Origin of the sequence: Bradyrhizobium sp., assembly GCF_030654605.1 — a bacterium.
In the GTDB taxonomy this organism is placed as follows: domain Bacteria; phylum Pseudomonadota; class Alphaproteobacteria; order Rhizobiales; family Xanthobacteraceae; genus Bradyrhizobium.
On sequence record NZ_JAURXB010000239.1, the window covers coordinates 25,000 to 36,511 of the forward strand.

Annotated in this window: 14 protein-coding genes; 4 read left to right on the forward strand and 10 right to left on the reverse strand. The window is 64.6% G+C overall.

The features are described 5' to 3' along the window. Positions 1-168: 168 nt before the first annotated feature. Positions 169-489 (forward strand): hypothetical protein, encoded by a 321-nt coding sequence (locus tag Q7U29_RS21620; protein ID WP_304744630.1) that lies wholly within the window; start codon positions 169-171, stop codon positions 487-489. A gap of 210 nt (positions 490-699) precedes the next feature. Then, on the forward strand, positions 700-1,062 hold the full coding sequence (locus Q7U29_RS21625) for a hypothetical protein (protein WP_304744632.1): 363 nt from the start codon (positions 700-702) through the stop codon (positions 1,060-1,062). Positions 1,063-1,223: 161 nt separating this feature from the next. Here the strand turns inward: Q7U29_RS21625 and Q7U29_RS21630 are convergent, their stop codons facing one another. The 8 genes from Q7U29_RS21630 to Q7U29_RS21665 all read right to left on the reverse strand — a co-directional run bounded on the left by Q7U29_RS21630 (position 1,224) and on the right by Q7U29_RS21665 (position 8,023). After that, positions 1,224-1,424, reverse strand: coding sequence for a hypothetical protein (locus tag Q7U29_RS21630; RefSeq protein WP_304744634.1), 201 nt, complete (start codon positions 1,422-1,424; stop codon positions 1,224-1,226). Between the two features lie 101 nt (positions 1,425-1,525). Beyond that, positions 1,526-2,932: a 3-isopropylmalate dehydratase large subunit gene (gene leuC / locus Q7U29_RS21635; protein ID WP_304744635.1), complete on the reverse strand. Its 1,407-nt coding sequence runs from the start codon at positions 2,930-2,932 to the stop codon at positions 1,526-1,528. Positions 2,933-3,353: 421 nt separating this feature from the next. Then, positions 3,354-3,755 carry a 50S ribosomal protein L19 gene (rplS, locus tag Q7U29_RS21640; protein ID WP_304744637.1) on the reverse strand — a complete coding sequence of 134 codons (402 nt, stop codon included), beginning with the start codon at positions 3,753-3,755 and terminating at the stop codon, positions 3,354-3,356. A gap of 116 nt (positions 3,756-3,871) precedes the next feature. After that, on the reverse strand, positions 3,872-4,657 hold the full coding sequence (gene trmD / locus Q7U29_RS21645) for a tRNA (guanosine(37)-N1)-methyltransferase TrmD (protein ID WP_304744639.1): 786 nt from the start codon (positions 4,655-4,657) through the stop codon (positions 3,872-3,874). Positions 4,658-4,778: 121 nt separating this feature from the next. Continuing rightward, the gene (gene rimM / locus Q7U29_RS21650; RefSeq protein ID WP_304744650.1) at positions 4,779-5,336 is read right to left on the reverse strand and encodes a ribosome maturation factor RimM; all 558 of its coding nucleotides are present in this window, start codon (positions 5,334-5,336) and stop codon (positions 4,779-4,781) included. Between the two features lie 18 nt (positions 5,337-5,354). After that, the gene (rpsP, locus tag Q7U29_RS21655; protein WP_304744641.1) at positions 5,355-5,750 is read right to left on the reverse strand and encodes a 30S ribosomal protein S16; all 396 of its coding nucleotides are present in this window, start codon (positions 5,748-5,750) and stop codon (positions 5,355-5,357) included. Between the two features lie 137 nt (positions 5,751-5,887). Further along, positions 5,888-7,435: a signal recognition particle protein gene (gene ffh, locus Q7U29_RS21660; protein WP_304744643.1), complete on the reverse strand. Its 1,548-nt coding sequence runs from the start codon at positions 7,433-7,435 to the stop codon at positions 5,888-5,890. A 213-nt stretch (positions 7,436-7,648) separates the two neighbouring features. Further along, complete coding sequence (locus tag Q7U29_RS21665; protein WP_304744644.1) at positions 7,649-8,023, reverse strand: helix-turn-helix domain-containing protein; 375 nt, start codon at positions 8,021-8,023, stop codon at positions 7,649-7,651. A gap of 102 nt (positions 8,024-8,125) precedes the next feature. On the opposite strand from Q7U29_RS21665, the gene Q7U29_RS21670 reads away from it, so the two are divergent. Then, positions 8,126-8,734 (forward strand): NAD(P)-dependent oxidoreductase, encoded by a 609-nt coding sequence (locus Q7U29_RS21670; protein ID WP_304744646.1) that lies wholly within the window; start codon positions 8,126-8,128, stop codon positions 8,732-8,734. A gap of 76 nt (positions 8,735-8,810) precedes the next feature. After that, positions 8,811-9,791 (forward strand): MBL fold metallo-hydrolase, encoded by a 981-nt coding sequence (locus Q7U29_RS21675; RefSeq protein ID WP_304744648.1) that lies wholly within the window; start codon positions 8,811-8,813, stop codon positions 9,789-9,791. Between the two features lie 146 nt (positions 9,792-9,937). Here the strand turns inward: Q7U29_RS21675 and Q7U29_RS21680 are convergent, their stop codons facing one another. Together Q7U29_RS21680 and Q7U29_RS21685 are read right to left on the reverse strand one after the other, a co-directional pair. Next, on the reverse strand, positions 9,938-10,642 hold the full coding sequence (locus Q7U29_RS21680; protein WP_304744652.1) for an SIMPL domain-containing protein: 705 nt from the start codon (positions 10,640-10,642) through the stop codon (positions 9,938-9,940). 14 nt (positions 10,643-10,656) lie between these two features. After that, a complete protein-coding gene (locus tag Q7U29_RS21685) occupies positions 10,657-11,406 on the reverse strand; it encodes a GyrI-like domain-containing protein (RefSeq protein ID WP_304744653.1) in 750 nt (249 codons plus the stop codon). Positions 11,407-11,512 lie beyond the last annotated feature (106 nt).

The window sequence follows — 11,512 nt, forward strand, 5'->3', positions numbered from 1 at the left end:
GCTTATAGCGTTTTCGAGCGAAGTGGGTACCGGTTCGCTTGAAGAAAACGCGTCAAATAAAGGGCTTCGCGGGTTCCCCCGGCATGCCCTTCGGTTTTGTAGTCCTGAATGAGTTGACCTCGGCGCGGCAATCGGAGACGTTGCGGCCACCAACAGGCCTGAGGCGTGATGATGCGGATTGTGACAGCGGCAACACTGGCTGCTTTTGTCGGGCTCTCGATGACCGGGGCGGTCGCGCAGGCGCAAACCGCGCCCTCCGGAATGAGGACTGCCCAGGCCGCGCCGACCGATACGTCGGCACAACAGCGCCGCCGCGTCATACGGCGCGTGCCGGTGTATCCCCGTGAAGAGTGGCGACCGCCCGTCTATCCCCAATACAATCCCGGTCGCAATGCGGTGCGCGACTGCACCGCGACCTATGTGCAGGAATACCGGCCGAGCGGCACGGTGATCACGCCGCGCATGAACTGCTATTGGCGGCCCGGCTGAGGTGTGTCGGCGGCCCTTGCCGGACGAATTTTCCTATCGATTCACCCCCATGGCCCGCCTTCCTGACCGTCCGCGCGGCAATGCGGCGCTTGATCTGAATCATGGACGCGGAAGCTATTCGTGCCCACATTTTTCCGTTTTTAGCAGTTTGATTTGGCTGCCCGGCACACTGTTGGGCTCGGACCGACACGGGAACGGAGGAAGCTTCTGATGAAGAAATGGATTGGCGCCGCGCTCCTCGCGCTCGCCCTGAATTTCGGCGGCTCGGCCGTGATCGATCCTGCCGTAGCAGCGCCGTTCGCAAAACAATCGCAGGCGTCGGAAGCGACCGACTTCAGCGCGCGTCGTTACTATCGGCGCTATTACCGGCACGGCTACCGGCCGTATTATCGGCCCTACTATCGGGCGCACTACCGCCCTTACTATCGGTCCTATTACCGGCCCTATTACTACGGGCGGCCGGCCTACTATCGGCCTTACCCGTATTATTATCGTCCATATCCCTACTACGCCCCGGCATTCCCGATCGGATTCGGGATCGGGTTTGGTTTTGGACCACGGTGGGGTTGGTAAACGCGCCGTCTGGCCAAGCCACCGCGCAAAGCAGATCGCCCCGGGGGTCGCCGCCATTGGCGCGCCGGTCGATTTGCCGCCGAGATCCGAAGTTTGGCTGAAAATGATTCAGGCGCCCGATGGGGCGCCTGGTGTCTGTCGCAGGCCGTCATGACCGGCGCTCAATCCCAATCTTTCCAGTTCCAGGGCTTGAGCTTCCACGGCGTGAACGTCTGCTCCCGCCACTGCGCCATCCCGTTCGACCGGTGAGCGAGCCGCGATTCGTGCTTGGCCTCGGGCGCCACCACCTGCCGCACGATGCGCCGCCGCACCTGGCGGGTCGCCTCGCTGATCAGATCGACGAATACCGGCTTGTCGGCCACAGCCCGCTCCCTGCGAAATTCATTCCCGCAAGGAGCCAGTCTGCTCCCGGTTCTTTAACGGGAGGTTTCCGGGAAATGTCGAGATTGAGACAAGCAGCGGTTCACCGCCACTCCCGGATATCGACGAAATGCCCGGCGATGGCCGCCGCCGCCGCCATCGCCGGCGATACCAGATGGGTGCGGCCCTTGAAGCCCTGACGGCCCTCGAAGTTGCGGTTCGAGGTCGAGGCGCAGCGCTCCTCGGGGGAGAGCTTGTCGGGGTTCATGGCCAGGCACATCGAGCAGCCCGGCTCGCGCCATTCGAAGCCGGCCTTGATGAAGATCTTGTCGAGGCCTTCGGCTTCCGCCTGCTCCTTCACGATGCCGGAGCCCGGCACGATCATGGCGCTGAGATTGGCATTGACGGTCTTGCCGTCGACCACCTTGGCCGCGGCGCGCAAATCCTCGATCCGGCCGTTGGTGCAGGAGCCGATGAAGATGCGGTCGAGCTTGATGTCGGTGATCTTGGTGCCGGCTTTCAGGCCCATATAGTTCAGCGCGCGATGTTTCGAGAGCCGCTTGGCTTCGTCGGCGATCTGGTCCGGATCCGGCACGAAGCCCGTGATCGACACCACGTCCTCGGGCGAGGTGCCCCAGGTTACGATCGGCGGCAGTTTTGCGGCATCCAGCCGGATCTCGTGATCGAAATGCGCACCCTCGTCGCTGCGCAACGTTTGCCAGTAGCGCATCGCGGCGTCCCAGGCTTCGCCCTTCGGCGACATCGGGCGGCCCTTCAGATATTCGAACGCCTTTTCATCCGGCGCGATCAGGCCGGCGCGGGCGCCGCCCTCGATCGACATGTTGCAGACCGTCATGCGGCCTTCCATCGAGAGCGCGCGGATCGCGTCGCCGGCATATTCCAGCACATAGCCGGTGCCGCCGGCGGTGCCGATCTCGCCGATGATGGCCAGGATGATGTCCTTGCCGGTGACGCCGTCGGGCAGCACGCCGTCAACGACGGCGCGCATGTTCTTGGCCTTCTTCTGGATCAGGGTCTGCGTCGCCAGCACATGCTCGACCTCGGAGGTGCCGATGCCGTGCGCCAGCGCGCCGAACGCGCCGTGCGTCGAGGTGTGGCTATCGCCGCAGACGATGGTGGTGCCGGGCAGCGTGAAGCCCTGCTCGGGGCCGATGACGTGCACGATGCCCTGACGCTTGTCGTGTTCGTTGTAATAGGTGATGCCGAATTCCCTGGCGTTGTCAGCCATCACCTTCATCTGCTCGATGCTCTCCGGATCCGGATTGGGTTTCGAGCGATCGGTGGTCGGGATGTTGTGATCCACCACGGCCAGCGTCTTCTCCGGCGCGTGCACCTTGCGGCCGGTGGCGCGCAGACCTTCAAAGGCCTGCGGCGAGGTCACCTCGTGAACCAGATGGCGATCGATATAGAGCAGGCAGGTGCCGTCATCGGCCTCGTGAACCAGATGGTCGTCCCAGATCTTGTCGTACAGCGTGGTCGGTTTGGACATGAGCGTAAGCCCTATCAATGATTTTGCGTGAAACAGGGAAAGCGCGAAGTCGCGCAACTAAACGAAGGTCAGCGGCAGCGTCAGGGCGCGCCGTCAAAGTCCCGACGTCGCCGACGTCGTGAACCGTCCGAAGAAGCGGCCGGGTAGCCGGCTGCGGTCGTCGAGAACGACGCGAGACCCGGTTGTTTGGCGATCTGGAAGCATTCCAGCCTTATAGCACGTGGGGCATCGAAGCGCGATATGCGTTTGCATCCACCCGTCATTGCGAGCGAAGCGAAGCAATCCATGCTTCTTGCCGGAGCCCAAGGGGTGGATTGCTTCGTCGCAAGCGCTCCTCGCAAAGACGATGCCGCAACAAAAAAGCGCGGGGGTGAGCCCCGCGCTTTTCGTCACATCTCCATGCAGGAGAGATGCTTGCGAATTATTTGGCGGCCGCGGCGACCTTCGGGGCCTTCTCGGGGCGCTCGGTCTTCTTCTCGACGATGCGGGCCGACTTGCCGCGCAGGTTGCGCAGGTAATACAGCTTGGCGCGACGCACCTTGCCGCGGCGCACCACGGTGATCGAGTCGATCATCGGCGACATCACGGGGAACACGCGCTCGACGCCTTCGCCGTAGGAGATCTTGCGAACGGTGAAGCTCTCGTTGAGCCCGCCGCCGGAGCGACCGATGCAGACGCCTTCATAGGCCTGCACGCGCGAGCGGTCGCCTTCGACCACCTTGACGTTGACGATCACGGTGTCGCCGGGGCCGAACTCCGGAATGACCTTGCTGGCGGACAGCCGGTCGAACTGCTCTTTTTCGAGCTCTTGAATGAGGTTCATCTTGAAAATCTCCATCGGCGGCGCGCCCCAGCCTGCAAGGCGCGGGCTGCGCGAACGTCCATCTATCCTGCCATTGCGCGGATTTGGCGCTCCTATACGGCAAAGGCCGGGCCTTGTCACCCGTCCGTCGTGTTTTTTGGGCGCTTTTGGCCAATCCCTGTCAAGGCTTGCGTTGAGGCCTGGGTCGAGGCTTGGGTCGAGGCCTTCCTGGCGGCCCAAAGATCGGGCCGCCGCGACCTGGTCAGGGCCTCGGCTTCCGCCCGCCGCCACGCCGCCACCTTGGCATGGTCGCCGGAAGTGAGGATCTCCGGGATCGGCCGACCCTCGAACTCCTGCGGCCGGGTATATTGCGGGTATTCCAGTAGGGAATCGGAAAAACTCTCGTCCTCGCCGGAGGCGAGCTTGCCCATCACGCCGGGCAACAGCCGCACACAGGCGTCGATCAGCGCCAAAGCGGCGATTTCGCCGCCCGATAGCACGTAATCCCCGATCGAAACTTCCTCGAGCCGGCGAGCCTCGATCACCCGCTGGTCGATACCCTCGAACCGGCCGCAGACAATCATCGGTCCCGGCCCGGCGGCCAGTTCCACGACCCGCGACTGGGTCAGTGGCCGACCCCGCGGGCTCATCAGCAGTTTTGGCCGATCCGGGGCGATATCGGCGGCGTCGATGGCATCCGCCAGCACGTCCGCGCGCAACACCATCCCAGGTCCGCCGCCAGCCGGGGTGTCGTCGACGCTGCGGTGGCGGTCGGTGGCCGAGGCCCGGATGTCCCGCGCCTCCAGCGCCCATAGCCCCGATGCCAGCGCCTTGCCCGCCAGACTCACGCCGAGCGGACCCGGGAACATGTCCGGAAACAGGGTGAGAACGGTGGCGCGCCAGGGTCTGTGAGTGATGGCCATGTCAGTCCCGATAACTCTTCGTCGTCCCGGCCAAGCGAAGCGCGAGCCGGGACCCATAACCACAATTGTCAATATTGCGCCAAGCTGTGGCACCGCCCGATGTTACGACAAACTTCGGTGGCTATGGGTCCCCGCTTTCGCGGGGACGACGCGGGGAGAGGTCTGCGTCTGGTTCGTCGCCGACAATCTCGTTCGGCAATTCGATCACTACCCGTCCGGCCGCAAGGTCCACCGTCGGCACGATGGCATTGGTGAACGGCAGCAGCAGGGTCGAGCCGCTGGGCGGGGCGATTTCGATAATGTCGCCGGCGCCGAAATTGTGGATCGCGGCGACACGGCCGAGCGGCTCGCCCGCGGATGTCACCGCCGCCAGCCCGATCAGGTCGGCGTGGTAGTATTCATTCTCGTCGGTATCGGGCAGTTTTTCGCGCGCGATGTAGAGCTCGATGCCGTTGAGCCGTTCGGCCTCCTCGCGGGTGGCGATGCCTTTCAGCGTCGCCACCAGATGGCCCTTGGCCTCGCGCGCGGTCTCGACCTCGAACGACCGGGCGCCGTCCTTGGTCAGCAGCGGACCGTAGCTCTGCACCGCGAACGGGTCTTCCGTAAACGTCCACAGTTTCACCGCGCCCCGCACGCCATGCGGAGCGCCGATGCGGGCGATGCAGATGTGGGCCGGCATCGCCACGATTTGTCGCGCTTACTTCTTGGCGGCGGCGGCGGCAGCAGCGGCGGCCGCCTTGGCGGCGGAGGCGGCAGCAGCGGAGGCGGTCGCGGCGGCTTCGGCGTTGGCCTTGCGCTCCTTGCGCGGCAGCGCCTTTTCCGGGTTGTTGCGCGCGGCGCGCTTGACCACGCCGGCGGCATCGAGGAAGCGCGACACGCGGTCCGACGGCTGCGCGCCCTTGGCGAGCCAGCTCTTGACCTTGTCCATGTCGAGCTTCAGCCGGGCTTCGTTGTCCTTCGGCAGCAGCGGATTGAAATGGCCGAGACGTTCGATGAAGCGGCCATCGCGCGGGAAGCGCGAGTCGGCGACGACGACGTGATAGACCGGACGCTTCTTGGTGCCGGCACGGGCGAGGCGGATAACGACTGACATGGAGTTCTCCTGTTGAGTTCGAAATTCAGTAGATTTGAACGGTGATAATTCCCGTCATTGCGAGGAGCGAAGCGACGAAGCAATCCAGCTTCGTTTGGGCATGGATTGCTTCGCTTCGCTCGCAATGACGAACGAGGTCATTTCTTCTTCCCCAATCCGGGAAAGCCGCCGAGGCCGGGCAAGGTCGGCTTGCCGCTGAGGCCCGTTAGGCCCGGCAAATTCGGCAGGCCGGAGCGCAGGCCCGCGGGCAAATCCTTCGGCAGCGCCGGCATGCCGCCGGCGCCACCCGGCATTTTCTCCGCAAGCGCCTTCATCTGCTCGGGCGACGGCATGCCGCTGCCGCCAAACCCCATCGCCTGCGCGATGCCGGCCATCGGGCCGCGCTTGCCCTGGCCCATGGCCTTCATCATGTCGGCCATGTTCCGGTGCATTTTCAGGAGCTTGTTGACTTCCTCGACCTTGAGGCCGGCGCCGGCGGCGATACGCTTCTTCCGGCTGGCTTTCAGGATGTCCGGGTTCTTGCGTTCCTGCCGGGTCATCGAATCGATCACCGCGACCTGGCGCTTGATGATTTTGTCGTCGATCCCGGCGCTGGCGATCTGGTTCTTCATTTTCGCGATGCCGGGCATCATGCCCATCAGGCCCGAGATGCCGCCCATATTCGCCATCTGCAACAACTGCTCGCGCATGTCGGTGAGATCGAACTGGCCCTTGCGCATCCGCTCGGCGGTGCGCGCGGCTTTTTCCGCGTCGATATTGGCGGCGGCCTTCTCGACCAGCGACACCACGTCGCCCATGCCGAGAATGCGGCCGGCGATGCGGCTGGGATGAAAATCTTCCAGCGCGTCGGTTTTTTCGCCGGTGCCGATCAGCTTGATCGGCTTGCCGGTGACCGCGCGCATCGACAGTGCGGCGCCGCCGCGGCCGTCGCCGTCGACCCGCGTCAGCACGATGCCGGTGAGGCCGACGCGTTCGTCGAACGAGCGCGCGAGGTTGACCGCGTCCTGGCCGGTCAGGGAATCCGCGACCAGCAGCACTTCATGCGGGTTGGCGGCGGTTTTGATCTCGGCCGCCTCCGACATCATCTCTTCGTCGAGCGTGGTGCGGCCGGCGGTGTCGAGCAGCACCACGTCGTAGCCGCCGAGTTTTGCCGCTTCCAGCGCGCGCTTGGCAATTTGCGCCGGCTTCTGGCCGGCCACGATCGGCAGGGTCTGGATCTCGAGATCGCGCCCGAGCACCGCGAGCTGCTCCATCGCCGCCGGGCGGTAGATGTCGAGCGAGGCCATCAGCACCTTGCGCTTGTCGCGTTGGGTCAGGCGTCGCGCCAGTTTGGCGGTGGTGGTGGTTTTGCCGGAGCCCTGCAGGCCGACCATCATGATGGCGACCGGCGGAACGGCGTTGAGGTCGATGGTCTGGCCGTCGGAGCCGAGCGTGGCGACCAGCTCGTCATGGACGATCTTCACCACCATCTGGCCAGGGGTGACCGACTTGACCACGGTGGCGCCGATGGCCTGCTCGCGGACGCGATCGACGAAGCTTCTGACAACGTCGAGCGAGACGTCGGCCTCGAGCAGCGCGCGGCGCACCTCGCGCATCGCGGCATCGACATCCTTTTCGGACAGCGCACCGCGCCCCGTCAGTTTATCGAGGATGCCACCCAATTTTTCCGACAGATTGTCGAACATCAGCGCAAGTCCAAGAACGGCCTTTCGGAGAAAGGCCTATGCCAAACCAATTTTGCGCCCGAGGGCGCATCGCGCTGTCGGGCGTTGACCTCCGGCCTCCAGGGCCGGGCGGCGGATCGAAAAGAACGTCTCTTCGAGAAGGGCCGAGATTTACAGCGGCGGATGGCGATAAGTCAAGGTTTTGGCTGCACGGCATCCCGCCCGAACGGCCGTTCAGGCCGCCGCAGCGTCGTATTGCTGCTGCGACTGCACCACCTGTTCCATGTGGGTTTCCGCCCAGATCCGCAAATTGTCGACGGTGGCCGACAGGGTCTGGCCCAGCGGCGTGATCGAATATTCGACCGTGACCGGCACGGTGGCGATCGCCCGGCGGCTGACCAGGCCGTCGCGCTCGAGGCTTTTCAGGGTTTGGGAGAGCATTTTCTGCGAAATGCCCTCGATCTGGCGCCGCAACTGGTTGAAGCGCACCGGGCCGTCGCCGAGCAGGCCGAGCACCAGGACCGCCCATTTGTCGGCAATGCGGTCCAGCACCATCCGGGTGGGGCAGGTATCGGCGTAGGCGTTGCCGTTTCGGGGTACGGACGTCATGGCGGTCTCCTGGAGGTAACCAGCTTACGGAAAGGTGCCTTCTTCACAGCTGCAGTCGAATTGAATAGCTGGTCTCCATTAGTTACGATATGGAGTCACCAAATGAAAATCGCTTTGATCGGGGCCACCGGGAATGCCGGATCCCGGATTCTCGCCGAACTGTCCCGCCGCGGCCATGCCGTCACCGCCATCGCCCGCAACCCGCAGAAAATTCCGGCCCTGAAGGGTGTGACGCCGCTGCAGGCCGATGCCAACGACGTCGCCGGTCTTGCCGCCGCGCTGCGGGGGCACGACGTCGTCATCAGCTCGGTACATTTCACCGCCAGCGATCCGAACAAGCTGATCGAGGCGGTGCAAGCGGCCGGCGTCGGCCGCTATCTGGTGGTCGGTGGCGCCGGCAGCCTCGAGGTGGCGCCCGGCATGAAGCTGTTTGATACGCCGCAATTCCCCGCGATCTACAAGACCGAGGCCGCGGCGGGCGGCGCGTTCCTCGACCTGCTGCGCCGGCAACCCGGGCTGGACTGGACGTTTCTGTCGCCCTCGGCAATGTTCGTGGCGGGCGAGCGCACCGGAAAATTCCGGCTCGGCGGCGATCAGCTGCTGACCAGCGAAAAGGGCAGCAGCATTTCGTTCGAGGATTATGCAATTGCCATGGCCGACGAGATCGAAAAGCCCGCCCATTCGCGCCAGCGGTTCACCGTGGGATACTGAAACGATTGCCGGACATGTTATCTCGATGCTGAACCTGACAATCCAATCCTGGTAAGGGCAGCATCGAGAATCCTGCATGAGCAAATATGACGGGCCTGTCTCCGACCATTTCGACGGCAAGCAGTTCTTCGATCCGGACGGCGTTCCGCCGAAATCGCTCGGCGAAGTGTTGCGCTGGCAATTCGGCAGGGATCGGCAGCGGCAGGCCTGGCCGGCATGGGCGCCGAGCCCGCATGCCGACACACCGCCGTCGCGTGTCGATGGCGGCAAGGTCCGATTGTCGTTCGTCGGCCACGTCAGCTGGCTGATCCAGACATCGGGGCTGAACATCCTGGTCGATCCGGTGTGGTCGGAGCGGGCCTCGCCGGTGAGCTTTGCCGGACCGAAGCGCCGCAACCACCCCGGCATTGCGTTCGAGGCGCTGCCGCCGATCGACGTCGCGCTGGTATCGCACGGCCATTACGATCATCTCGACCTCGAAACCCTGTCGAAGCTCTCGGCCAGTCATGCCCCCCGCGTGATCACGCCGCTCGGCAACGATGTCGCCATGCGCCGCGCCGATGCGGCGATCAAGGCCGAGGCCTTCGACTGGCATGACCGGGTCGAACTCGGGAGCGGCATCGCGGTGACGCTGGTGCCGACGCGGCACTGGACGGCGCGTGGCCTGTTCGACCGCAACAGGTCGCTGTGGGCAAGCTTCGTGCTGGAGACGCCGGCCGGCAAGATCTACATCGTCTGCGATTCCGGCTATGGCGAGGGCACGCATTTCCGCAAGGTCGCCGAAAAGCATGGCCCGCTGCGGCTGGCGATTCTGCCGATCGGCGCCTATGAGCCGCGCTGGTTCATGAAGGACCAGCACATGAACCCGGCCGACGCCGTCAAGGCATTGGCCGATTGCGGAGCCGAGCAGGCGCTGGCGCATCACCACGGTACGTTTCAGCTCACCGACGAGGCGATCGACGCGCCGGTCAGAGATCTGCATGCGGCGCTCGACGAAGCGGAGCTTCCGCGCGAGAAGTTTGTGGCGCTCAAGCCGGGACAGGTGTTCGAAGTCTAGAAAGCTCGTCGTCCCGGCCAAGCGAGCAACGCGAGCGCTGAGCCGGGACCCATAGCCACCGTTGCCAAATGTAAGGCAGGCTTTAGCCACAGCGCCTTATCGAGAAATCACGCGGTATGGGCCCCTGCGTTCGCAGGGGCGACATCTCATTCCTTCGGCTTGATTGCCCATGACACGCTGACCGTCACCGAAAGCGTCTCTTCGCCCTGCGCCACCGGAGCTGACGCCACCATGCCGGCGGACATCTTGCGGTAGGGCATTGGAGGCGCGTTGCCCTCTTCCGAAATGCTGAGCGGCGCGCCGAGCGCCACACCGGCGGCTTTGGCATAGATCTCGGCCTTGCGGCGGGCATCGGCGACGGCCTTGTCGCGCGCCTCGTCGAGCAGCTTCGAGGCCTGCGACACCATGAAGTTGATGCCGCCGATCTCGTTGGCGCCGGCGGCGACCAGCGTATCGATCACATTGGCGACCTTGCTGACGTCGCGCACCCGGATAGTCACCCGATTGCTGGCGCGGTAGCCGGTGATGGCGGACGGGCCGGTTCGGTTGGGCGCGCTTTGCGGCTGCAGCGACAGTCGCGAGGTCTGCACATCCTTCTGGTCGATGCCGGCCGCCTTCAGCGCCTGCAGCACCTTGCCCATTGCCGTGTTGTTGGCGTCGGAGGCCTCGCGCGCGGTTTTTGCCTCCGAGGTGACGCCACCATCGACCAGCGCCAGATCGGGCGGCACCGAGACGTTGGCCTCCCCGGTGACGGAAATCGCCGGCGGCGGAACGGTCTGCGCCGTCGCGGGCGCGGCGAACAGGGTGACCGCGGCGACGGCGCCGGCGAAAACAGTGCGATGCTTCTTCAGGTTCACTTTGGCTCTCACTTCAGCGGCACGTAGACGTTGATGACCAATTTGTCCTCCGCGGTCTTCAGCGGATCGGTCATGTATTCCTCGATGAAGGTGTCCTTGGCCTCCAGCTTCTTCTCGTCGAGGTGATTGGTGATCGCCTCGTAGGTGTTGTCCATATTGTCGTAGGAACCGCGATGGACGAATTTCAGCGCCTTGCCGTCGGGCGATTTGCCCATGCTCATGTCCTTGGTCAGGTTTTTCGGATCCTGCTCGACCGGGATTTCGGCGAGGAAGGTGAAACCGCTGTCGTCGGTCGAGGTATAGACGATGATCGAATTGCCTGACGGCTTGATGCCCTGCTTGTCGAGCAGTGCGGTCAGCGCCTTGAACGAATCGATCAGGGTGTCGAATGCCGAATCCCAGGTGGCGGTGCCTTTGAAGATGACGACCTTCTTGGCCTCCAGTGTGATCTGTTCGCCGAACGGATCGGCGGTCTGAACCGGCGCCGGGGCCGGCGGGACGGCCGGGGTTTGCGCGGTCGCCGGCGGCGCTGCGGGAGGGGCCGCGGGGCTTGCCACCGGCGCAGGGGTTTCCGACGGCGCCGGGGCGGGTGTTGCTGACGGGGCGGGCGCCGGCGTCGCCGGACTGCTCACCGCGGGAGGCGCCGGTGCCGCCGACGGGCTTGCCGCGGGTGCCGGCGATTGCGCCAGCACGGCGCTGCCCCAGGCCAACGCCGCGACCGGGATCAGCGCGATGCGAAAACAGTTCCTGAAATTCATTCGGATGTCCCCATAGGCCGTGCAGACTGGCGTTTCGCGGGCCTCGCCCCGGATCAGGCCGGCAAAACGCAACGCTGGAATATTAGCACGCGAGGCCCGATCTAGT